The 23336-nt window shown below is 60.6% G+C and carries 25 protein-coding genes; 11 read left to right on the top strand and 14 right to left on the bottom strand.

Annotated elements, in window-relative coordinates; all coding sequences use genetic code 11:
• From ACTG36_RS11890 to ACTG36_RS11855, 8 genes are all read left to right on the top strand, one after another.
• On the top strand, positions 1-573 hold a 573-nt coding region (locus tag ACTG36_RS11890; protein WP_439142436.1), incomplete at its 5' end, for a BMP family lipoprotein.
• 81 nt (positions 574-654) lie between these two features.
• Complete coding sequence (locus ACTG36_RS11885) at positions 655-1017, top strand: nuclear transport factor 2 family protein (RefSeq protein ID WP_375280748.1); 363 nt, start codon at positions 655-657, stop codon at positions 1015-1017.
• Positions 1014-2612, top strand: coding sequence for an ABC transporter ATP-binding protein (locus tag ACTG36_RS11880; RefSeq protein WP_375280747.1), 1599 nt, complete (start codon positions 1014-1016; stop codon positions 2610-2612). Before ACTG36_RS11885 ends, ACTG36_RS11880 begins: the two co-directional genes overlap by 4 nt.
• Before the next feature lie 3 nt (positions 2613-2615).
• Positions 2616-3737 (top strand): ABC transporter permease, encoded by a 1122-nt coding sequence (locus ACTG36_RS11875; protein WP_375280746.1) that lies wholly within the window; start codon positions 2616-2618, stop codon positions 3735-3737.
• A 4-nt stretch (positions 3738-3741) separates the two neighbouring features.
• Positions 3742-4899 (top strand): ABC transporter permease, encoded by a 1158-nt coding sequence (locus ACTG36_RS11870; RefSeq protein ID WP_375280745.1) that lies wholly within the window; start codon positions 3742-3744, stop codon positions 4897-4899.
• A complete protein-coding gene (locus ACTG36_RS11865) occupies positions 4883-5686 on the top strand; it encodes a purine-nucleoside phosphorylase (protein ID WP_375280744.1) in 804 nt (267 codons plus the stop codon). Before ACTG36_RS11870 ends, ACTG36_RS11865 begins: the two co-directional genes overlap by 17 nt.
• A gap of 91 nt (positions 5687-5777) precedes the next feature.
• Positions 5778-6698: a sulfite exporter TauE/SafE family protein gene (locus ACTG36_RS11860; RefSeq protein ID WP_375280743.1), complete on the top strand. Its 921-nt coding sequence runs from the start codon at positions 5778-5780 to the stop codon at positions 6696-6698.
• Positions 6698-7465, top strand: coding sequence for a TIGR02186 family protein (locus ACTG36_RS11855; protein WP_375280742.1), 768 nt, complete (start codon positions 6698-6700; stop codon positions 7463-7465). Before ACTG36_RS11860 ends, ACTG36_RS11855 begins: the two co-directional genes overlap by 1 nt.
• 48 nt (positions 7466-7513) lie before the next feature.
• On the opposite strand, the gene ACTG36_RS11850 is transcribed toward ACTG36_RS11855, so the two are convergent.
• From ACTG36_RS11850 to ACTG36_RS11810, 9 genes are all read right to left on the bottom strand, one after another.
• On the bottom strand, positions 7514-8242 hold the full coding sequence (locus ACTG36_RS11850) for an SDR family oxidoreductase (RefSeq protein WP_375280741.1): 729 nt from the start codon (positions 8240-8242) through the stop codon (positions 7514-7516).
• Positions 8239-9771, bottom strand: a complete 1533-nt coding sequence (locus ACTG36_RS11845) for an ATP-dependent DNA helicase (protein ID WP_375280740.1) — start codon at positions 9769-9771, stop codon at positions 8239-8241. Before ACTG36_RS11845 ends, ACTG36_RS11850 begins: the two co-directional genes overlap by 4 nt.
• A gap of 39 nt (positions 9772-9810) precedes the next feature.
• Complete coding sequence (locus ACTG36_RS11840; RefSeq protein ID WP_375280739.1) at positions 9811-10449, bottom strand: acyl-homoserine-lactone synthase; 639 nt, start codon at positions 10447-10449, stop codon at positions 9811-9813.
• 89 nt (positions 10450-10538) lie between these two features.
• Complete coding sequence (locus ACTG36_RS11835) at positions 10539-11321, bottom strand: helix-turn-helix transcriptional regulator (protein ID WP_439142439.1); 783 nt, start codon at positions 11319-11321, stop codon at positions 10539-10541.
• Positions 11322-11722: 401 nt separating this feature from the next.
• Positions 11723-12322 carry a hypothetical protein gene (locus ACTG36_RS11830; protein WP_375280738.1) on the bottom strand — a complete coding sequence of 200 codons (600 nt, stop codon included), beginning with the start codon at positions 12320-12322 and terminating at the stop codon, positions 11723-11725.
• Positions 12323-12345: 23 nt separating this feature from the next.
• Positions 12346-12651 carry a hypothetical protein gene (locus ACTG36_RS11825; protein ID WP_375280737.1) on the bottom strand — a complete coding sequence of 102 codons (306 nt, stop codon included), beginning with the start codon at positions 12649-12651 and terminating at the stop codon, positions 12346-12348.
• Between the two features lie 144 nt (positions 12652-12795).
• On the bottom strand, positions 12796-14082 hold the full coding sequence (gene ccrA / locus ACTG36_RS11820) for a crotonyl-CoA carboxylase/reductase (protein WP_296418692.1): 1287 nt from the start codon (positions 14080-14082) through the stop codon (positions 12796-12798).
• Between the two features lie 141 nt (positions 14083-14223).
• Positions 14224-14580 carry a hypothetical protein gene (locus tag ACTG36_RS11815; protein ID WP_375280736.1) on the bottom strand — a complete coding sequence of 119 codons (357 nt, stop codon included), beginning with the start codon at positions 14578-14580 and terminating at the stop codon, positions 14224-14226.
• 90 nt (positions 14581-14670) lie between these two features.
• Positions 14671-16029 (bottom strand): 1-acyl-sn-glycerol-3-phosphate acyltransferase, encoded by a 1359-nt coding sequence (locus ACTG36_RS11810; protein ID WP_375280735.1) that lies wholly within the window; start codon positions 16027-16029, stop codon positions 14671-14673.
• A 136-nt stretch (positions 16030-16165) separates the two neighbouring features.
• Here ACTG36_RS11810 and ACTG36_RS11805 point away from each other — a divergent pair, with 136 nt between their 5' ends.
• Together ACTG36_RS11805 and ACTG36_RS11800 are read left to right on the top strand one after the other, a co-directional pair.
• Positions 16166-18145, top strand: a complete 1980-nt coding sequence (locus tag ACTG36_RS11805; protein WP_375280734.1) for a methylmalonyl-CoA mutase family protein — start codon at positions 16166-16168, stop codon at positions 18143-18145.
• A 153-nt stretch (positions 18146-18298) separates the two neighbouring features.
• Positions 18299-18634: an H-NS histone family protein gene (locus ACTG36_RS11800; RefSeq protein ID WP_375280733.1), complete on the top strand. Its 336-nt coding sequence runs from the start codon at positions 18299-18301 to the stop codon at positions 18632-18634.
• Here the strand turns inward: ACTG36_RS11800 and ACTG36_RS11795 are convergent, their stop codons facing one another.
• Positions 18635-19147, bottom strand: coding sequence for a DUF4329 domain-containing protein (locus ACTG36_RS11795; RefSeq protein WP_375280732.1), 513 nt, complete (start codon positions 19145-19147; stop codon positions 18635-18637).
• A gap of 134 nt (positions 19148-19281) precedes the next feature.
• Between ACTG36_RS11795 and deoD the strand changes: the two genes are divergently transcribed.
• Positions 19282-19989, top strand: coding sequence for a purine-nucleoside phosphorylase (gene deoD, locus ACTG36_RS11790; protein WP_375280731.1), 708 nt, complete (start codon positions 19282-19284; stop codon positions 19987-19989).
• Positions 19990-20122: 133 nt separating this feature from the next.
• Here deoD and ACTG36_RS11785 read toward each other — a convergent pair whose 3' ends face one another.
• The 4 genes from ACTG36_RS11785 to sdhA are packed head-to-tail and all read right to left on the bottom strand — an operon-like array spanning position 20123 to position 23332.
• Entirely contained in the window at positions 20123-20902 is a 780-nt protein-coding gene (locus ACTG36_RS11785; protein ID WP_296418597.1) for a succinate dehydrogenase iron-sulfur subunit, read from the bottom strand.
• 22 nt (positions 20903-20924) lie between these two features.
• Positions 20925-21227, bottom strand: coding sequence for a hypothetical protein (locus tag ACTG36_RS11780; protein ID WP_375280730.1), 303 nt, complete (start codon positions 21225-21227; stop codon positions 20925-20927).
• Between the two features lie 18 nt (positions 21228-21245).
• Positions 21246-21527, bottom strand: coding sequence for a hypothetical protein (locus tag ACTG36_RS11775; RefSeq protein WP_375280729.1), 282 nt, complete (start codon positions 21525-21527; stop codon positions 21246-21248).
• Complete coding sequence (gene sdhA / locus ACTG36_RS11770; protein ID WP_375280728.1) at positions 21527-23332, bottom strand: succinate dehydrogenase flavoprotein subunit; 1806 nt, start codon at positions 23330-23332, stop codon at positions 21527-21529. The genes ACTG36_RS11775 and sdhA overlap by 1 nt, the downstream gene beginning before the upstream one ends.
• Positions 23333-23336 lie beyond the last annotated feature (4 nt).

Below are 23336 nucleotides of genomic sequence, written 5' to 3'. Positions count from 1 at the left end.
GCGTCCGAGACTGACGTCGTGTCTTTCGTGGGTGGCATGGACATCCCGCTGATCCGCCGTTTCGCCTGTGGTTACGCACAAGGTGTGGCCTCTGTCAGCGAAGACGCGACCGTCATCGCCAACATGACAGGCACAACGCCTGCCGCTTGGAACGACCCCGTGAAAGGGTCCGAACTGACGCTGAGCCAGATTTCCCAAGGGTCTGACGTGGTGTTTGCCGCCGCTGGCGGCACCGGTGTTGGCGTTCTGCAGACAGCTGCCGACGAAGGCATCCTGTCCATCGGCGTTGACGCCAACCAGAACTACCTGTTCCCGGGTCAGGTTCTGACCTCCATGCTGAAGCGTGTTGATAACGTTGTTTATGACAGCTTCTCCGGCACCACAGAGGCAGGCGTTGTGATCCTTGGCGTGGCCGAAGGCGGCGTGGGCGTGGCACTGGATGAGTTCAACGAAGAACTGGTGACTGAAGACATGCTGGCCTCCGTCGAAGCAGCGACCGCTGCGATGGCGTCTGGTGAGCTGATGGTCCACGACTACATGTCCGACGAATCCTGCCCTGTGCTTGAATTCTAAGACCACCTGACCGACAGTGATTGGGCCGTGCCGAGAGATTGGCGCGGCCTTTTCAATCAAAATGACGAGGGGACATCCGACATGGACACTGCGCTGACCACCTTCTTTGCCGCCTGGGGTGAGGCCGATGTCGCCACCCGCCGTGGCATGATTGCAGATGCGATTGCGGAGCAGTTCACCTATTCAGACCCGCGCTGCGGTGATCCACTCACCGATCTGGACGCCATGGACAGCTACGTCGCACAATTTGTCGCTGCGGCCCCCGGCTGGACGGCGACCGTGACTGAGGTTGACGGCACCGGTGAAACGGTCAACGCGCGGGTTGCGTTCTCTGGCCCCGACGGCAAGGGCGGAACGATGACGCAGCACGGCCACTATACGGCGCAGATCAACTCCGAAGGGCGCATCACTGCGATTTCGGGCGTGGCCGAGGGACAGGCATGACAGATCGCGCCCCCGCCATTGAACTCAAGGGTATTTCAAAGGCCTTTGGCCCCGTGCAGGCCAACAAGGACATTTCGATCAGCGTCCGGCCCGGCACGATCCACGGGATCATCGGGGAGAACGGCGCGGGAAAATCGACGCTGATGTCGATCCTGTACGGCTTTTACAAAGCCGATGCGGGTGAGATTTACATCAACGGTCAACGGACCGAGATCCCCGACAGTCAGGCCGCGATTGCGGCGGGCATCGGGATGGTGTTCCAGCATTTCAAACTGGTGCAAAACTTTAGCGTCCTCGAAAACGTGGTGCTCGGCGCCGAAGACGGCGCGATGCTGAAGCCGTCGCTGGCCAAGGCGCGCAAGCAGTTGAAATCACTGGCAGAAGAATATGAACTGAACGTCGATCCTGACGCGATTATTCAGGACATCGGCGTTGGGATGCAGCAGCGGGTTGAGATCCTCAAGGCGCTCTACCGTGAGGCGGATATCCTGATTTTGGATGAACCCACGGGCGTGTTGACGCCAGCCGAGGCCGATCAGCTGTTCCGCATTTTGGGGCGGCTGAAGGAAGAGGGAAAGACCATCATCCTGATCACCCACAAGCTGCGTGAGATTATGGACATCACCGACACCGTCAGCGTCATGCGGCGCGGTGAGATGGTCGGGTCTGTCAAAACATCCGACACCAACCCCGCCGATCTGGCGGAACGCATGGTGGGCCGTAAGGTATTGTTGCGCGTGGATAAAACGCCAGCGCAGCCCAAAGACACCGTGTTGGAGGTCCGCGATCTGAACGTGACCGACGACAGCGGGGTGCACCGCCTGAAAGGCGTGTCTTTCAACATCCGTGCGGGGGAAATCCTTGGCATTGCAGGCGTCAGCGGCAATGGCCAGTCCGAGTTGTTGGAGGTTCTGGGCGGCTATGAACGCGCCACAGGTGAGGTGTTGTTGAACGGCGAACCCATCGACCTGACCGGTGCGAAATCCGACGGGCAAAGCCGCCGCAACCGTGGCATCGCCCATGTGCCCGAAGACCGCCAGCACGAAGGCCTGATCATGGACTTCAGCGCGTGGGAAAACACCGCCTTTGGTTATCACCATGACGAAAAATATCAGCGGTCCCGCATGCTGATGGACAACAAGGCCATTCTGGCTGACGCGCAGGAAAAGATGGACCGGTTCGATGTGCGCCCGCCCAATCCTATGTTGGCGGCCAAGAATTTCTCAGGCGGGAACCAGCAAAAGATCGTGGTTGCCCGTGAAATTGAACGCGACCCCGATTTGCTGCTGGTGGGCCAGCCCACGCGCGGTGTGGACATCGGCGCGATTGAATTCATTCACCAACAGATCGTGGCGCTGCGCGACAAGGGCAAGGCGATCTTGCTGGTCTCGGTGGAATTGGATGAGATCATGGGCCTTTCCGACCGGATCGCCGTAATGTTTGACGGCCAGATCATGGGCGAACGTCTGCCGGCTGAGACCGATGAAAAAGAACTGGGGCTGCTGATGGCCGGTGTCACGGACACCGACAACCCGCCCCCCGTTGATACAATTGCAGAAAATCTGGCCCATGCGGGCGCAGGCAAGGAGGTCTGAACCATGGACAAGATGCCAAAGTGGGCGGATGTGGTTCTGGTGCCGGTGGTGTCGCTTTTGCTGGCGGCAATCATTTCGGTCATCGTGTTCTTATCTGTGGGTCAGGACCCGTGGGAGGCCATCAAGCTGATGGCCTTTGGCGCGGTCGGAACGTCTGATTTTCTGGGCTACACGTTGTTTTATGCCACGAATTTTATCTTCACCGGCTTGGCCGTGGCGGTGGCGTTTCACGCGTCGCTGTTCAACATCGGCGGTGAGGGTCAGGTGCTGGTGGGCGGCCTTGGGGCGGCCATCGTGTCCCTGTTTATCCCGTGGCCCCATTGGACGCTGGCCCTGTTGGCAGGCGGCATGGCGGCGGCGGTGTTCGGTGCGCTTTGGGTCGCGATCCCGGCCTATTTGCAGGCGCGCCGTGGCAGCCACATCGTGATCACGACGATCATGTTCAACTTCATGGCGTCGGGCCTGCTGGTCTATATGCTGTCGGACGCGTTGCGCCCTGCGGGTCAGATGCAGACGGCCACGGCGATCTTTCCAGAGGCGACGCACCTGCCGTCTTTGAATGACATCGCGGGGCTGTTCGGGTCTGAATTGTTCGGGCGGTCGCCGGTCAATATCTCAATCTTCATTGCCTTGCTGGCCTGTGTGGGTGTGTGGCTTCTGATCTGGCACACGCGGCTGGGCTATCAGATCCGCGCCTTTGGGCAGTCTGAAAGTGCTGCGAAATACGCAGGGATTTCCGCCGTGAACATCACCATGATTGCGCTGCTGATTTCCGGCGCGTTGGCGGGGATGATGGCGGTGAACAACACCATGGGCATCAACACGCCGCAGTTGGTCGACAATGCTGCAGGCGGCGCGGGTTTCATCGGCATCGCCGTGGCGCTGATGGGGCGCAACCATCCCGTGGGCATCATCATCGCCGCCCTGTTGTTCGGCGCGCTGTATCAGGGCGGGGCGGAGCTTTCGGCGGCCACGTCGATCCCCGTGCAGATCGTTGTGGTCATTCAGGCGCTGGTCATCATGTTCACCGGTGCGCTGGATCAGATGGTGCGCTCCCCCATTGAGGGGCTGTTCTTGCGGTTCGGCCGCAAGGGCGTGGGCGCACCTGCGGCGGTGAAGGAGTAACACAATGGATTTCTTCACCATCGTCCAGCTTGGCGACGCGTCCATCCGCATGGCGATCCCGCTGCTGCTGGCCTGTCTGGCGGGTCTGTTTTCTGAACGTGCGGGCATTTTCGACATCGGGCTTGAGGGCAAGATGCTGGCGGCTGCGTTTTTGTCGGCGGCAGTGTCCTTTGCATCCGGCAACGTCTGGGTCGGGCTGTTGGCGGGCATCGGGATTTCCGTTGTCCTGTCAATCATCCACGGGCTGGCGTCGATCACCTTTCGTGGCAACCAGTTGATTTCCGGCGTGGCGATCAACTTTTTCGCAGCCGGTCTCACGGTCGTTATCGCGCAAGGCTGGTTCGCCCAAGGCGGACGCACGCCGTCCCTGTCGGGGGCGGCACGGTTTGACGGGCTGGACTTTCCTGGCGCCGTCACGCGGATGCGCGACAAGATGCAGGCGAGCCCGGGGATGCAGTTTTATTCCGAGTTCATCTCGGGCCATTCGATCTTGGTCTATATCGGTTTGTTGATGGTCCCGCTGAGCTGGTTCGTTCTCTATCGCACGCGTTTCGGCCTGCGCCTGCGCGCGGTGGGCGAAGCACCGGAGGCTGTGGATACGGCGGGGATTTCTGTCGTGGGCCTGCGCTACTCCGCCGTGATCATCTGCGGGATTTTGTGTGGCATCGCGGGGGCCTATCTGTCCACGGCGGTGCAGGCGGGGTTCACCAAGGATATGACCGCGAACCGCGGCTTTATCGCGCTGGCCGCGCTGATCTTTGCCAAGTGGCGGCCGTGGTATGCCTTGGGGGCGTGTCTGTTGTTCGGGCTGTTCTTTGCCATCGATAACCGGTTCCAAAACATCCAGTTGCAGGTGGTGTGGATCATCGTGCTGCTGGTCGGGGCCTCCGTTGCGATGGTGCTGTATGCGGTCAAACGCGAAAAGATCGACGTCATTGTGTTGGGCGGATTGTCCGCCGTTTTGACCGCCATCGCGCTGGCCACATGGTTGGGGTCGACGGGTGACGTCGGCCTCGCGGGTGCGCTGTTTGAAACCGTCAAAGTGCCCAGCCAGTTGATCCAGTCCCTGCCCTATTTGTTCGTGGTCATCGTGCTGGCGGGCTTTGTGGGCAAGGCCATTCCACCGCGCGCAGGGGGTGAGCCTTATGTCAAGGAACGCTGAGGAACTGGCGGATAAAATCCGCGAGATTGCAGGCGATGCGCCTGTACGGGTGGGTCTGATCCTTGGGTCCGGTCTGGGGCATCTGGCGGGTGCGGTCGAAGGCGTGGCCATCCCCTATGATGAGCTTGAGGGCTTCCCCCATGCCGGTGTCAGCGGCCATGTGCCCCAACTGGTCATCGGCCAGTTGGAAGGCGTGCGGGTAGCCGTTTTCGGGGGCCGTGCGCATTACTATGAAAGCGGGCGGGGCGACGCCATGCGTCTGCCGCTTGAGGTGCTGAAGGCGCTTGGGGCAGACACGTTGATCGCCACCAATGCCGCCGGGTCCATGGTGCCCGACATGCCCACCGGTGAGATTATGGCCCTGTCCGATCACATCAATTTCAGCGGGCTGAACCCGCTCATCGGGGAACAAACAGACGCGCGTTTTGTGCCCATGAAGGATTGCTACGACCCCGCCCTGCGGGAGGTCTTCGTGGCGGCGGCCAAGGCGGCTGAGGTGACGCTGCACCAAGGCGTCTATGCGTGGTATTCCGGCCCCTCGTTTGAAACCGTCGCGGAAATCCGCGCCATTCGCACGCTGGGCGCGGATGCTGTGGGCATGTCCACGGTGCCCGAGGTGATCCTGGGCCGCTTCTTGGGTCTGCGCTGCGGGGCCATTTCGGCCATCACCAACATGGCCGCCGGGATGAGCGACGAATCAATCAGCCACAGCCACACCAAAGCCATGGCGCCCTTGGGGGCGGCGAAGCTCGAAAAGGTGCTTCGTGCTGCACTGCCGCATATTTGATCACGTCTAACCCCTTATTGAGACCTCTGGTCTTATTGTCGGGCAGAATTGGGCGTTGATCTTAGGTCCATCACAGGCGTAAGGACACGCCATGCAAGTCTATCTTCCCATTGCCGAAGTGTCCGTAAACGCCTTCCTGCTACTTGGATTAGGTGGGATCGTGGGCATTTTGTCGGGGATGTTCGGCGTGGGCGGCGGGTTTTTGATGACGCCGCTGCTGTTTTTCATCGGCATTCCGCCTGCCGTGGCGGTGGCGACGGAGGCAAACCAGATCGTGGCCTCCTCATTCTCCGGCGTTCTGGCACATCTGAGGCGGAAGACCGTGGACCTCAAGATGGGCACGGTGCTGCTTATTGGCGGCCTGATTGGGGCCGCTTTGGGTGTGATGCTGTTCAATCAGCTGAAATCCATGGGGCAAGTCGATCTGCTGGTTAAGCTGTGTTACGTCGTCTTCCTTGGGATCATCGGCGGGCTGATGTTCATCGAAAGTCTCAACGCCATTCGCCGGTCCCGCGGGGCCGAAGAGGCCGTACCGCAACGGCGCAAACACGGTCTGGTCCACGCCCTGCCGTTCAAGATGAAATTCCGGGTGTCGGGTCTTTATATCTCGGTCATTCCGCCGCTTTTGGTGGGGCTGTGCGTGGGTGTTCTGGCTGCGATTATGGGGGTTGGTGGCGGGTTCATCATGGTGCCTGCGATGATCTATCTGTTGGGGATGCCCACAAAGGTTGTGATCGGCACGTCCCTGTTCCAGATCATCTTTGTGACCGGGTTTACCACGTTGCTGCACGCCACGACGAACTTCACCGTGGACATTGTGCTGGCGGTTTTGTTGCTGGTGGGTGGCGTGATTGGCGCGCAGATCGGCACGCGGATCGGCGTCAAGATGAAGGCGGAACAGCTGCGCATTCTGCTGGCGATCATGGTTCTGGCGGTCTGCGGGAAACTGGCGCTTGATCTGCTGCTGACGCCTGCGGAACTGTATTCCATCGGCACGGCGGGGGGGCATTGATGCGACGTTTGTTTGTCCTTCTGGCACTGGTCCTCGCCCCCTATATGACCGCCGCCCAGTCTGAGGAAATTGTCCTTGGCCTGAGCCGCAACGAGGTCGCCATCACCGCCACCTTTGATGGGTCGGATGTGTTGATTTTCGGCGCGATCAAACGCAACGCCCCTGCCCCTGAGGGTGGCCCGTTGGAGGTCATCATCACGCTGGCGGGCCCCGACCAACCGGTCACCGTGCGGCGCAAGGAACGGGTGCTGGGCATCTGGGCCAACACCGATGCGGTTGAGGTGGATAGCGCGCCGTCGTTCTATGCGGTCGCGACCTCTGCCCCCTTGGCCGACAGCCTGTCGGCGGTTGAGGATCTGCGCCACTCTATATCCATCCCCCGCGTGATCCGGTCTGTGGGCGCGCCGGACAGCGTCACCGATGCGGAGAGTTTTTCCGACGCGATCATCCGTATTCGGTCGGGATCGGGGCTGTATCAGCGGCTGGAAGGGCAGGTGGATGTGGAGGAAGAGACGCTCTTTCGTGGCCAGATCACCTTGCCTGCAGCCCTGACCGAAGGCGCCTACAGCGCGCGTATCTTCATCACCCGCGATGGCGCTGTGGTCGACACCTATGAGACCGAAATCGCCGTCTTCAAGGCGGGGCTGGAAAGGCTCCTGTTTGAAATGTCGCGCAATCAGCCGTTGCTGTACGGGTTGATGTCCCTGGCGATTGCCATTGCCGCCGGTTGGCTGGCCTCCGCCGTATTTCGCATTTTCCAACGGTAGCAGAGTTTCAAATGAAACTCTGAGGACACATCCTCAGATGAGGATGTGCTACCCCCGCCCGACGAAGGGCATTTTTGTCGCCATAATGGTCTGGAACAGGGTCGTTGCGTGCAAGGGCAGGCCGGCCATGTGCCACACCGCATCGGCCACCAGATCGACCTCCATCACCGGTGGGGGCGTGTCGCCGGCGGCCACGGCGCGGTCGATGATCCCTTGCAGCAATTCGGTTTGGGCGTTGCCGATGTCGATCTGGCTGGCGGCAATATCAAAGGGTCGCCCATCAAGGGCGAGGGTCTTGGTCAGCCCCGTGACGCCGTGTTTCGTGGCCGTATAGGGGGCCGACCCCTCACGCGGGGTCTGGGCGGAGATTGAGCCGTTGTTGATGATCCGCCCGCCGTGCGGCGACTGGTGGCGCATGAGGCCAAAGGCCGCGCGCGCACACAGGAACATGCCCGTCAAATTAACGTTCACCGCTTGCAGCCAGTCGTCCACCGGAACTTCATCGATGGGGGCGGCGGGGGTGAAAATACCTGCGTTGTTGAACAGGCAATCCAGCCTGCCGGTCTGGGACTGGACCTGTTTGAACGTGGCCGCGACGGCCTGCGGATCGGTGACATCGCAGGGCAGGACAAGCGCCGTGTCATGGCCTGCGGCAACCGTTTCAAGCGCTTCTGCGCGGCGGGCCACAAGGCCCACGGTCCACCCTTCGGTGAGGAATTTTTCGGCCACGGCGCGGCCGATGCCGCTGCTGGCACCGGTGACGATCAGGGTTTTCATGTCTCCTCCGCGGTGAGTTCAAGCGGCACCGAGGGCGCGCGCAGATCGTCGGTGCTCAGCAGCCCGCTGGGGCGGGCCAGACGGTTGCGCACCACCCAGCACAGCCGGTTTTCCGCCCGCGTGATCGCCACATAGGCCAGCCGTTTCCACAGCGGTTGCCCCGCTTCAACCCGCCCCATGCGCGAGGCGGCATAGATGTCGGGTGCAAAAACCTGCACCGTGTCCCATTGCGATCCTTGCGCCTTGTGGATCGTCACGGCGGCCCCGTGCAGGAACGTGGCCCCCATGCGAGCGGCGAAGGGGATGAAGGGTTCTTCGTCGCCTTCCAGTTCGATTTTCACGATGCTGGCCGCGCTGACCTGCGGGTCCTCGGCGCCCATGACGTGCAGGCGGCTGAAGCCCGGTTTGCGACCTGGCCCAAGGTAGATGACCTGCGCCCCTTTGATGAGGCCACGCGCCTCAAGATCAAGGCGCTTTTTGCGGTGTTTCATGGGCAGTTCAATGCCGTCGCAGATCAGCGGCTCGCCCTCCAACAATTCATCAGGTGGCGCGCCAAAGGCGTTGCGGAAGGCGTGGATCAATTTGATGCGGGTGGCGTTGCGCCACACAAGGCAGGGGCTGCGCGCCATCAGATCGCTTTCGACCCGCTGGGCCATGACGACGCGGTCGTCCTTTTGGGCGGCCTCGGCCACCAGTTTTTCAAAGGCATAGAAATCGACCTGCGGATCAGCCAGCGCATGGGCCAGATCAAGGATCGGGTTGTCGGCGGTTTGACGGTGCACGCGACTAAGGACACGCTGGCGGCTTTCGGGCAGCGTGTCGAAGACCATTTTGCCGCCCTCAGCCTTGACGGGGGGCAACTGGGCGGGGTCCCCGAACAGGACCAAGGTGGGAAAAATGTCTTTCAGATCCTCGAACTGTTTGGCGTCCAGCATTGAGGATTCGTCCACAAAGCCGATGTCCAGCGGGTCTTCGCGGCGTTTCCAGCCGGTTATGAAATCGGACCCGCGCAGGCCAGCGGCGGCAAGGGCTGCGGGCACGGAGGTGTTTTTCTGAAAGCTGTCGTAGGCGCGATCAAGGGCCACGTCGGTCAGGCCCTCGATTTCGGGCTTGTCCCCCTGCCCTGCCAGCCATTCCGCGATTTTTTCGTATTCGGGATCATAGACCGGCGTGTAGAGGATGCGGTGGATCGTCGTCGCGGGCACGCCCCGCGTGCGCAGAACGGAGGCCGCTTTGTTGGTCGGGGCAAGGATCGCCAGCGTGCGCCGGTCGCGGCGTTTGCGGCCTTCCCAATCGCCTGAGACCACATCGACGCCTGCGTTTTGCAGCGCGCGGTAGAGTTCCGCCAGCAGCAGGGTTTTACCGCTGCCGGCCTTGCCGAGGATCGCGAGGGTCGAATTGTCGGGGTCGTCCTTGGGGGGCAGCGTTGTGCCCTCAAGCAGGTCAATGCCTGCGGCGCCCAAAAGGTCGGACACGGCGTCCCAGGCATCGGCCTGATCGTCGGAAAGGGTAAGGGCGGGAAGCGACATGGCGCGACACTATCTGCGCCGCGCCGCGGGTGCCAGCGGTTAGGCCGCGCGGGCCAGCAATTTTGCAGGCCGGTCGCCAAAGGCGCGGGCGTACCAGTGTTCAGAGAGCGCCGATGAGATGCGCGCGCGGGTCAGAACGGACACGCGGTCGGCGGGGTCGAACGTCCACAGGCCGACGCTGATCTTGGCAGCGCCAGTGCCGGAGCTTCCCAGAATGTCAGGGCAGGATCCGATCATGCGGTAGATGCGGACCATGCGGGCGTCAAACACGCCCACACATTGGGTGATGCCAAACCCACGCCCGATTTCGATGCCGCCCAAAACCAGTGCCGCCGCCACGCGACTTTCGCTGCCTTGGGACAGACAAAACCGCGTGGATTCCCAGATATAGGGGCTATGCACGGTGTCGCCGTCCATCACGCCGCTGAAGTGATCGTTGACCATGGTCGGTCCCATGGTGGGCAAAAACCGCATGGACCCGCCGTGGCAGCCATCGGCCTTTTGCCAGATCACATAAAGGGGGTCTTGGGCGTCGTATTCATCGCGTTCATAGCCTTGGGCATCAACGGCGACATCCCATTTCAGGCGGTCTTTGAACTGTGCGGCGCGGTCGCGAAACATCGTGTCCGCGAGTTTCGGGTACGTGTCGAGTTGTGATCCGTAAAGGTAACGTAGCATTGCAGGGCCTCCATCCGTGTGATGAAGACCCTAGGGGGGCTGGTTTAACGCTGTGTTTGACCACCGTGCGGTGGGGTGTTGCGCGGGGGCTATTCCGCCGCTTGCACGGGGTCGCGGCCGGGCCAGTTGCCGGTGGCCGCACGGGCCGCACCACCCATGATGATGTGCCCTTCGGACACGGCGCGGGCGATGGCGTGCATGGTGTTGGTGGCGGACAGTTTGAACCGCGCGCTTTCGATATAGGCGCGCAGGGTGTGTTCGGACAGCGACAGCGTTTGCGCCACCTGACCGCGCGAATAGCCCATGGCCAGATAGGTCAGCACATCGACCTCACGGCCCGACAGGGGTTTGACGGGATCGGGGCGGCGCTTGTCCTCAATCTCGAGCGCCTTTTGATTGAACGAATGGGCGCACAGGATCAGATCGCGGCGGTGCTTTTCGGTGAAGGCGGCCCAGTCGTCGTCGCGCGCGTTGTGAGACAGGGAAAACAGCGCGAACTGGCCGGACGGGCCGCGGATGGGGATGGAATAGCCTTGGTTGCCCACGCCGGCGTCAATCGCTTTGGTGCGAAAGGCGATGGCGGGTTTGCTGGACCAGTCGAGTTCTTTCCAATCCACGGGGTGAAACCGTTGGAAACAGCCGATGATGACGGGGTCGATGCGGACATAATCGTTGGTCACATATTCAGTGATCCATTCGATCGAATAGGTCCCGCAGCCGTATTGTTCACCGTCCGCAGAAACCCAGTGATATCCCAGATGGGCGACCTGATAATGGTCGCGCAGCGCTTCGGTTGTGGCCTGAAGCGCGCTAAGTTCCGTGGCCTGTTCGAGTGTCGCCAAGTGTTGACGCAGATTGCCTTGCATTCGCATTCGCCGCACGCGGCGCCCCCTCAAGCATCGAGGCAATCTCAGCCTGCGCAACAGTCGAGGTCACATCAAGCTGGTGCGCCAGCAGAGGCAACCCGTTCTGGTCAGCGAATGCGCGTAGGTCAGCGAGTACGTCGATGATCCATTTCTGTCCCATGAAAGAGTCTCCTTGTGAGGGGTTAACGAAAGGTTAACGTGAGTGGTGACCGGGGGGCTTTTCAGGGCCAACACGTCACTTTCTCACGATTTAGGGGGGTCCCCATACCCGCTGAAAACACCCCGCTATAAATGGGGAGGAGTGTTTTCGCTAAAGTGTTGATTAAAGGGGCCCCGTTTTCGGGCCCGATGGTCGCAAACCGCGATCAGTGATTCGCCGCACGGTTGGCAGAGGGGCTGCGCGCGGCCTAGCCCCGCCCCGCCATCTGGCGCACATGCCGCCGGATTTTGCCGGTGATATCGCTGATCGGGTCACCCACAATGGCAGGCACATCCAACAGCGACGCGACCTCTTGATCCGACCAGCCCGTCGCGGTTTGCACACGGGCGTGATAGGCGGGCGGCGCGGCGGGCAGGTCACCGTCAAACCGTTCGGTCCACGCCTGTCCGCCCCAGATGGCTGGGGCTGCCGTCACAATATCCGCGCGCTGTGGGTCCGGGACGCCGATCTTGTTCATGTGGCGCGTGACTTCACCCTCAAGCGCGACGGTGGCACGCACATTGGTTCGGCTGGCCAGCGGGGTCAGGCCCGATGGGTCAATCTGAGCCGCAGCGAGCAGCGGGGGCACGATATCATCGTGGTCTTCAAACCGCAGAAGGGTCAGCCGCCCGTCAAAACTGCGATGCATTTGGTCCACCACATACAGCGGATCGAACCGCCCGTCCGTGGCCTTGAGAACCCGCGCAAAGGGGTCTGTGGCCCCCTGGTTGATGATGAATTCGCGGTAAAAGCTGACGGCAAAGCGCGTGGAATTGCGCAGCACCAGAACGCCGGACAGATCTGTCATGCCAGCGTCTTGCAGGCGGCGGATCAGCAGGGTGAGGACATGGTGATTGGCAGGCAGGCTCCATCCTTCGCACGACACCACGATCTGGTCGCAACCGCTGGTGCGGATTCGCGGATGAGGGCGTCGTGGGCCTGTGCTGTGCGGGCGGGGGTGTTGTAGACCAACCCGTTGTGGCGGCACCCGATCCATGGCTGATCGCGCAGGCCGGACAGCGGGTAGAGCACGCCGCGATCAGCCAGCACAGCGCGATTGCTGTGCATGAGGTTTTGCAGCGACGACGTTCCGGTCTTGTGACGTCCCAGATGGAACACGATGCGCGGTCCGCCCATGGGGACCTCCGTTTGTGACACAGGTCCAAGGCCCCGTTGGGAGAATTTTCTGAACGACACCGGACGGGACGGCAACGGGGACAAGGGGCAAAAGGCCACCGAGGGTGCCCTCGGTGGCCTTTCATTTACCATGCGCGGGCGCGTTTAGCCCTTTGCGGCAATCACGTCTTCGAGGGTGCGCAGGCCGGTCGTTGGGGCCTGAACCAGCACGGACATGTTGCCGGGCTTGTGTTCATTGCGCAGCATTTTGGTGTGCGCGTCGGGCAGTTGATCCCATGGGAAGACCTCGGACATGCAGGGGTCAAGACGACGTTCGACCATCAGATTGTTGGCCGCAGACGCCTGTTTGAGGTGCGCGAAATGCGAGCCCTGAAGGCGTTTCTGGTGCATCCACATGTAGCGAACGTCAAAGGTGCAGTTGAAGCCCGTGGTGCCCGCACAAATCACAACCATGCCGCCCTTTTTGCAGACCAGCGTGGAGACGGGGAAGGTCGATTCACCGGGATGTTCGAACACCATGTCGACGTTGTTGCCCTTGCCGGTGATGTCCCAGATGGCTTTGCCGAATTTGCGCGCTTCGGTGAACCATTCCTTATATTCAGGGGTGTTGACCGTGGGCAGTTGGCCCCAGCAGTTGAAATCCTTGCGGTTGATGACGCCCTTGGCGCCCAGCCCCATGACGAAATCTCGCTTATCCTCGTCCGAGATCACACCGATGGCGTTGGCCCCTGCGGTGTTGATCAGCTGGATCGCGTAGGACCCAAGGCCGCCAGAGGCCCCCCAGACCAGCACGTTTTGGCCGGGCTTGAGGTCATGGGGTTCGTGGCCGAACAGCATCCGGTAGGCGGTGGCCAGCGTCAGCGTGTAGCAGGCACTTTCTTCCCATGTCAGGTGCGTGGGGCGCGGCATCAGCTGCTGGGCCTGCACGTTGGTGAATTGCGCAAACGACCCGTCGGGGGTTTCGTAGCCCCAGATGCGTTGCGAGGTCGAGAACATCGGATCGCCGCCGTTGCATTCCTCATCATCGCCGTCGTCTTGGTTGCAATGCACCACGACTTCGTCGCCGACTTTCCACCGTTTCACCTTGTCGCCCACGGCCCAAACGATGCCGGAGGCATCAGACCCCGCGATGTGATAGGGCGCGCCGTGTCCGTCAAAGGGGCTGATCGGCTGACCCAGACCGGCCCAGACGCCGTTGTAGTTCACGCCGGCGGCCATGACCAAAACGAGCACTTCGTTGCTGTCGAGGGTGGGCGTGTCGACGACTTCGACTTCAAACGCCTTGTCAGGCTCCCCGTGGCGTTCGCGGCGGATGGTCCAGGCGTACATCTGCGCTGGCACGTGGCCCATGGGGGGGATTTCACCCATCTCATAGAGGTCTTTTACAGGCGCATTCGCAGTTGCGGCATGTTTCTGGGTGTCGAGGGCCATATCGCTCATCTCCGTTCAAAGCTCCGATTGCCGCGCCGCAGAATCAGCGCGTTGGAGCAAGAATTAGAGATGGCTGAGAAATAATGCAACCTTGCGGCGGACATTTTTGTAATTTTATGTCCGCCGCGATGCAGCGCAGGTTTAAGGGAAAGACACCGTAGAGACCGCGCAGACGTTGATGTTGTTCTTCACGATTGAGGTCCCATCCTGAAATTCCGCCTTCATGTCATAGCTGCACACGCTGCGGCCGTCGGCGAAGTTGACATTCACACGCTGGCCTGCGGGCAGGATGTCCGCGCCAAGAATGTCTTCTTCCCAGCTGTTTACATTCGTTGGAGACCCATAGAACCGCCAGATCGTGCGGCCCGTATTGTTGACGATCAGGACGTTTTTGTTCGCGCTGACAACGGTGGTTGTTGTGGTCGTCGTGGGCTGACATGCGGCCAGTGCTGTGGCGGCGGCGGCAACGATGGCGAATGATTTAAAATGAAATGACATGTGGTATCCCCTCTTTATCTGTCGTGAGTTGACCTTAGGTCACGCATCCGTGATCGACCAAGTCAGAATTTCCAGACTTTGACCAAAAGGTCAGGAAAAATGATGGGCGATGGTGTTCGCGTAATAGGTGATGACGTCGTCCTGACCTGTCGCGATGGTCAAGGCCCCCTCCCCCGTGACCAGCCCGCGCCGCCGCAAGATCGCAAGGCCATCATCAGCCAGTTGCGCGCCGTCACGCTGGGGTTTGCGCAGACCGGCGGGCATTACATTAAGGTCTTGTGTGATCGCAGACGCGATGTCGGCTTGGGTTGTGGCCCCGTTTATCAAGGCGCGGCACACCAGCGGGACGGGCACGACGGGGATTACGTCTGCGATGCGCGTCATCAGTTCTTCGCCCAAAGCTTTGGTGTCGCCATCACGGCTGTTGGCGAAATCACGCAACGACAGCGGCGCGCCGAAGCTGACGTTGGCTGTGCCGAAGGTTGTCATCTTGCGGCGCAGGCGGGCCCAGAGGTAGCCCACGACGCCGCCCAACACGGTGAACAGAGGGGGTCGGAACCGGCGGACGCCTGATTTATCGGCCTGAATAAGAAACCGGTCTTCCAGCACACGGTCGTAGTTCAGCGCCACGGGCACAAAGACCACATCGCGCCCCTCGGGGTCGAAATCGTCGATGATGTAGCTGAGGATACCAAGTCGGGGCCGCGCCAGTTTGCCATCCAGCGACAGCCCGCCTTCGGGAAAGACCGCTTGGGTCACGCCGCCTTCGGTCGCCATCTGGACATAGCGGGCAAGGACCCTGCGGTAGAGCTCCCCGCTTTCTTCCTGACGGCGGGATTTGCGGCGGATGAAGTAGCCGCCCATCATTTTGATGATCGACGACAGGGGCCAGACCCGCGCCCATTCGCCCACCGCATAGGACAACGCCGAGGCGCGGCTGACCAGATAGGTGACCAGCACGTAATCCATATTGCTGCGATGGTTCATCACAAAGACGACCGTGGCGTCGGGATCAATCGCTTCATATTCCGCGCGGTCGAATTGGCCCACGCGCAAACGGTACAAAAACCGCGACAGCCATTTGGCCGCGCGCATCCCGAAAGAAAAATAGGCCGTGGCGCTGAAGGACGGCACGATTTCGCGGGCGTAGTGACGCGCTTTTTCAAAGGCCACGTCTTCGCGTTTGCCCGTGGCTTGGGCGTAGTCGTTGATGGCTTTGCTGACCTCGGGGTCATAGACCAGCCGCTGGATCGTGTCGTAGCGGCGGGCCAGCTTGAACGGCTCAATAGGTTTTTGCAGCCGTTCGTTGACGCGCGCCACCACCCGTTCGGCCCGACGACGGAAAAACCAGCGGACAGAAGGAAACAGGAAATGCGACGCAAACGTCACCGCCGCGAAGAGGACCATCAAAATAAGGAGCCACAGTGGAATGGCGATGGGCGTTGTCATGGGGGGACCGTGGCAGGGAAAGACGCAAGCGTAAATGGGGTCATGCCGCAGTGCGGCGCGTTGACAAGGGTATAATCTTTCGGATACCCCATCGTTCAAGTAATAAAATTGCGCCACCCGATTCACGAGGCCCGCCATGACCCAGACACAGACAGACCGCAAAGCCGACCGTCCTTGGTTGTTCCGCACCTATGCCGGTCATTCGACCGCCAAGGCATCCAACGCATTGTACCGGGGCAATCTGGCCAAAGGGCAGACGGGCCTGTCCGTGGCCTTCGATCTGCCGACGCAAACGGGATATGACAGCGATCATGTCTTGGCACGGGGTGAGGTCGGCAAAGTTGGCGTGCCGGTCTGCCATTTGGGCGATATGCGCGCCTTGTTCAACGATATCCCGCTGGAGCAGATGAACACATCCATGACGATCAATGCGACGGCCCCGTGGTTGCTGGCGCTGTATATTGCCGTGGCGGAGGAACAGGGCGCGGATGTGTCCGCGCTGCAGGGTACGGTCCAGAACGACATCATCAAGGAATACCTGAGCCGCGGGACATATATCTGCCCGCCCGAGCCGTCCTTGCGGATGATTACGGACGTGGCCGCCTATACCCGCGAACACCTGCCCAAATGGAACCCGATGAACGTCTGTTCCTACCACCTGCAAGAGGCCGGTGCCACGCCGGAGGAGGAGCTGTCTTTCGCGCTGGCCACAGCCATTGCCGTGTTGGACGATCTGAAAGGCAAGGTGCCCGCCGAACATTTCCCCGCCATGGTCGGGCGCATTTCGTTTTTCGTAAACGCCGGTATCCGGTTTGTGACCGAGATGTGCAAAATGCGCGCCTTCGTCGAATTGTGGGATGAAATTTGTCAGGACCGCTACGGCGTCGACAACCCCAAATTCCGCCGTTTCCGTTATGGTGTGCAGGTCAATTCATTGGGGCTGACCGAACAGCAGCCCGAAAACAATGTCTACCGTATTTTGATTGAAATGCTGGCCGTGACGCTGTCCAAAGATGCCCGCGCCCGTGCAGTGCAATTGCCTGCATGGAATGAGGCACTGGGATTGCCGCGCCCGTGGGATCAACAATGGTCTTTGCGGATGCAGCAAATTCTGGCGTTTGAAACGGACCTTCTGGAATACGACGATTTGTTCGAAGGCAATCCCGCCGTGGAACGCAAAGTCGCGGAATTAAAGGACGGCGCGCGGGCGGAATTGGCGCAATTGGATGCGATGGCCAATGCGCAAGAAAAGATCGAATATATGAAGGCGCGTTTGGTCGAAAGCAACGCCGCCCGGATTGGCGGGATTGAGGCCGGGGAGACGACCGTTGTCGGCGTCAACAAATACCAAAACGGGGAACCGTCCCCCCTGACAGCAGGCGATGACGCGATCATGGTCAGCGACCCAGAGGCCGAGGCCGATCAGCTGGACCGGCTGGGCGCATGGAAAGACGGGCGCGACGCCCAAGCGGTGACGGAGGCTTTGGCCGCCCTGAAGGCGGCCGCACTGGACGGCACCAACATCATGGGGCCGTCTATTCAGGCCGCAAAGGCGGGTGTGACCACGGGCGAATGGGCTGAGGTCATCCGGCAGGCCTTTGGCCAATACCGCGCCCCCACGGGCGTGTCCCACAACCCGTCCAACCGCACCGAAGGACTGGATGATATCCGCGACCGCGTGTCCGCTGTGTCATCACAGCTGGGGCGGAAACTGAAATTTCTCATGGGAAAACCCGGCCTTGATGGCCATTCCAATGGCGCGGAACAAATCGCGGCGCGCGCCCGCGATTGCGGCATGGATATCACCTATGAGGGTATTCGCCTAACGCCCGATGAAATCATCGAAGCCGTGCGCCGCGATGACGCCCATGTGGTCGGCCTGTCCATTTTGTCGGGGTCTCACATTCCGTTGGTGACCGACATGATGGACAAAATGCGCGCCCAAGGATTGTCCCATGTGCCCGTTGTCGTCGGCGGTATTATTCCCGATGACGACGCCGACAGATTGCGTGCGATGGGCGTGGCCCGCGTCTATACGCCCAAGGATTTCGAATTGAACCGTATCATGAATGATATTGTCGATTTGGCCGATCCATCGGCTGTTGCTGCGGAATAAATCCGCCGATCTTGTTTATACCAAACGACGTTAATCCATGAACGTTGGGTCATTGTGTATTAAAGTACAGGAATTCTTTGTTTCGCACTTGCGCTTACGGGTATGTTTTCTGACATGCTACAAATGAATTGGGACACTTGAAGGATAAGACCAATGGCAATTGATCTTAAAAATATGTCGAAAAAAGACCTCGAGAAATTAGCGAAGGACGTCGAAAAGGCGCTGAACCGCATTCAAAAACAAGAGGTCAAGAAAGTCCGGCAGGAGATGGAAAAGCTCGCCGCATCGCACGGGCTGACTGTCGAAGACGTCTTGGCCGGAAATGCCAAGACCGCCGCGCCACGCAAAAAGGCGCCGAAAACAAAATCCGTACCCAAATACGCAAACCCTGCGGACAAAAGCCAGACATGGACCGGCAAGGGCCGCAAACCGGAATGGTACAAAGCTGCTGTGGAGGCCGGCGCATCCCCTGACAGCATGGCGATCTGATCAGTTCAGACGTTCCACCAATGCGTCGTAGGAGTATTCTTCGGCAATAAAACCGTCGTCTCCTGCGACGAAATTGGGATCCTGCGCGAGGCAGCCAATTCCGCACACCTGAAACGTCACCATGTCGGTGGTATCGATGTACCAAAGCCGCCCCCCCGGCGTGCTGACCCAACCGTCGATGCCTTCCTCTTCGTCGCCTTCCATATCCGTCCCGCTGGGCGTCTCAGAACTGTAGTCGGTCGAGAAATCCCCGTGGGTGTGATAGGAGGCAACGATCAGATCCAGATTGGTCGGATCATCGGCCAGACAGCTGCTTTCATCGCCTGCTGTGGGTGGTGAAACAGCCAATTCACCATCGGCAATGAACCCAACGTAGCCGCAAAACTCGATGCCTTCCGCGATGGACCGAATGTTCAGATCATCCAAGGTGGCGCGCATAAGGGCCTCTTCATCGATACTTTGCGCCGCGGCCAAACCCGGCAATCCCAAAAGCACAACAGCTGCCCATTTCATCGCATGTCCTCCATGTGTTTGCCGGCACCGTGCCAGTCGCGCCCTCCTGCCTCAAGTGGTAAAATCCGTCGCATTGAACATGACACCGGCTGGTCTTAGGAAGGGAAATCGTTTCCAGACAAGGACCCCTGATCATGACCATCCACATCGGCGCCGCCAAAGATGACATTGCAGACACCGTCTTGATGCCGGGCGATCCCTACCGCGCCAAATGGGCGGCAGAGACCTTTTTGACAGACGCGCGGTGCATCAACGAAGTGCGCGGGATGCTGGGGTTCACGGGGCTGTGGAACGGCAATCGCGTCACCATCCAAGGCTCCGGCATGGGGATGCCGTCCATGTCGATCTACGCCAATGAATTGATCCGTGACTTCGACGTCCAGACCCTGATCCGGATTGGATCCTGCGGGGCGATGCAACCACAGATCAAACTGCGCGATATCGTCATCGCCATGACCGCCACGACATATGGCACGCCGTCCTCCAGCATTTTCCGCGACCTCAACTTTGCCCCCTGCGCCGATTACGGCCTGCTGGAGGCCGCCGTCGCCGCCTCTAAAACCCTTGATGTGGCGACCCATGTGGGGGGCATCTATTCCTCGGACACGTTCTATGACGAACGCCCCGACCTGAATGAGGCCATGCAACGGCATGGCATCCTCGGCGTCGAAATGGAGGCCGCCGAACTCTACACCCTCGCCGCGCGCTACGGCCGCCGCGCGCTGGCCGTCATGACCGTCTCCGACCATCTTCTGACGTCCGAAGACCTGCCCTCTGACCAACGCGAACGCAGTTTTGGGGATATGGTCGAAATCGCCCTCAAGGCCGCCTTCGCAGACTGACCTGCCTTTCTCTGGTTCAAAAATACCTAAACTCCACAAAAGCCATAGGCGACGCCCCCCATTGGGAAGCGTCGCCTTTCAACTTTCAATCCCCAAAAACGCGCGGAAGCGCACCTTTGGATCAGGCCCGCCATCAGACGGTGCGTTCGACCATCATTTTCTTGATGTGCGCAATGGCTGCAGCCGGGTTCAGGCCCTTGGGGCAGGTCTTGGCGCAGTTCATGATCGTGTGGCAACGGTAGAGTTTGAACGGATCTTCCAGATCGTCCAGACGCTCCCCCGTGGCCTCATCACGACTGTCGATGATCCAGCGGTAGGCGTGCAGCAAGGCGGCTGGCCCAAGATAGCGGTCGCCGTTCCACCAATACGACGGGCAGGACGTCGAACAGGACGCGCACATGACGCATTCATACAGACCGTCCAGCTTTTTGCGGTCCGCGATCGACTGTTTCCACTCTTTCGCGGGGCGGTTCGTCTTGGTTTCCAGCCACGGCATGATGGACGCGTGCTGGGCGTAGAAGTGCGTCAGGTCGGGGATCAAATCCTTGACCACCGGCATGTGCGGCAGCGGATAGATTTTGATGTCGCCCTTGATTTCATCCATGCCGTAGATGCAGGCCAGCGTGTTGATGCCGTCGATGTTCATGGCGCAGGATCCGCAAATGCCTTCGCGGCAAGACCGGCGGAAGGTCAGCGTTGGGTCAATCTCGTTCTTGATCTTGATCAGCGCGTCCAGAACCATCGGGCCGCAGCTGTCCATATCCACAAAATACGTGTCCAGACGCGGGTTTTGCCCGTCGTCGGGGTTCCAGCGATAAATCTGCACCTTGCGCAGATTGTTCGCCCCTTCAGGACGCGGCCATGTTTTGCCGGTCGTCATGCGGGAATTCTTGGGCAGTGTCAGTTGAACCATGGCTGGTGGCTCCTTTTCTGGATCAGGTCAGGCCCGACGTGGCGCAGGCCACGGTTTCGGTGCGGGCAAGAATATTGGACACGAGCGTGATATTGTCGGGCGAGGCACCGCCTGCGGCCAGCGTCAGCAGTTCCTGCCCGCTGGCGTTGTCGATGATGCAATTGGTCAGCACTTGCCCGGCGGCACCGGGCACGGTGTCGGCCACAATCGGCCCCACGACAGCGCGGGCGGCGTCACGGCCTGTGTCCACGGCTGCGGTTTCGACCACGTCACAGGCGGACAAAGTCAGGGCGGCAGCGGCGAGAAAGGCGAAGGATTTGGTCATCTGGGTCTCCAATTCAAATCAGCGCAGCACGGGCGGGCGGATGGGCTCGGCGCCGGTGCGGTCAAACACGCAGTCAGTGTAGACCTCCAGCGGATCGCGACCAGTGAGGAAATCGGACGACACCCCCACCTGAACGCCACCAAAGCCGCCCGTTCTGCTATTGGTGCCCACTGTAACACTGCCGGTCGGGCCTTGCGCGGCCCGCGCGCGGTCTTCGCAGATTTCCGCCACCCGCACCGGGTCAACGGGCGGGGGCGTGCAGGCCGCGAGGAGCAGCAGGACAGGGGCTGCGCGCCACATCAGAACGTGCGCTCTTTCGGGGCGATGCGCTTCATCTCGATGCCGCCTTCGGCCTCGGTCGTCAGCGGGTCGGTGACCACAGGGCGGTAGCTGAGTTTCACATCCGCGCCGTCGACGTGCGCGATTGAATGGACACGCCAGTTTTCGTCGTCGCGGGTGGTGTAATCCTCGTGCGCATGGGCGCCACGGCTTTCCTTGCGGGCCTCGGCCCCGGCCACGGTAGCCAGCGCGTTGGGCAGCAGGTTCGTGAGTTCCAGCGTTTCCATCAGGTCGGAGTTCCACACAAGGCTGCGGTCGGTGACTTTCAAATCACTTTCCTTGCCCGCGATGGCGGTCATCTTTTCGACACCCTCTTTGAGGGTTTCGTTGGTGCGGAACACCGCCGCGTCTTCCTGCATCGCCTTTTGCATATCAAGGCGCAGTTCAGCCGTGGTTGTGCCGCCGTCCGCGTGCCGCAGACCGTCAAAGCGGTCGAAGGCTTTGTCGACAGAGGCCTTGTGCGTGGACGGGATCGCTGCGTTGCGGTCCACCACGTCACCGGCGCGGATCGCCGCCGCACGGCCAAAGACCACCAAATCGATGAGGGAGTTTGACCCCAGACGGTTCGCGCCATGCACCGATGCACAGCCCGCTTCACCCACAGCCATCAGGCCGGGGACCACGCGGTTGGGGTCTTCTTTGGTGGGGCTGAGGACCTCACCATAATAATTCGTGGGGATGCCGCCCATGTTGTAGTGCACGGTGGGCAATACGGGGATCGGTTCTTTCGTGACGTCGACGCCTGCGAAAATCTTGGCCGATTCGGAGATGCCCGGCAGACGTTCGGCCAGTGCTTCTTTTGGCAGGTGGTTGAGGTTCAGGTGGATGTGATCGCCCCCTGCCCCCACACCGCGTCCTTCGCGGATTTCCATGGTCATGCAGCGGCTCACGTAGTCACGCGGGGCCAAGTCTTTGTAGTTGGGCGCATAGCGTTCCATAAACCGCTCACCCTCGGAATTGGTCAAATAACCGCCTTCGCCGCGCGCGCCTTCGGTGATCAAACAGCCGGAACCGTAGATGCCCGTGGGGTGGAATTGCACGAATTCCATGTCCTGCAGCGGCAGCCCAGCGCGGGCCACCATGCCGCCGCCGTCACCGGTGCAGGTGTGCGCAGACGTGGCGGAGAAATAGGCGCGGCCATAACCGCCGGTGGCCAGCACGACCATTTTGGCGTTGAAGACATGCATCGTGCCATCGTCGAGTTTCCAGCAGACGACGCCGGTACAGACGCCATCGTCGGACATGATCAGGTCGATGGCGAAATATTCGATGTAGAATTCCGCCTGCTGTTTCAGCGACTGACCATAAAGCGTGTGCAGGATCGCGTGGCCGGTCCGGTCGGCGGCGGCACAGGTGCGCTGCACGGCGGGGCCTTCGCCAAATTCGGTGGTGTGGCCACCGAAAGGACGCTGATAGATCTTGCCCTCTTCGGTGCGCGAAAACGGCACGCCGTAGTGTTCCAACTCGTAGACCGCCTTTGGGGCTTCGCGGGCGAGGTATTCCATCGCGTCCGTATCACCCAACCAGTCCGACCCTTTGACGGTGTCGTACATATGCCACTGCCAGCTATCAGGCCCCATGTTGCCCAAGGACGCCGCGATGCCGCCTTGTGCTGCAACCGTGTGGGACCGTGTCGGGAACACCTTGGAGATACAGGCCGTGCGCAGGCCCTGTTCGGCCATGCCCAGCGTTGCCCGCAGACCGGCGCCACCAGCGCCCACAACCACGACATCATATTCGTGGGTTTCATATTCGTATTCAGCCATTGTT

The organism is Pseudooctadecabacter sp. (assembly GCF_965657175.1).
Taxonomy (GTDB): Bacteria; Pseudomonadota; Alphaproteobacteria; order Rhodobacterales; family Rhodobacteraceae; genus Octadecabacter.
This window is presented reverse-complemented; position numbering and strand designations above follow the sequence as displayed.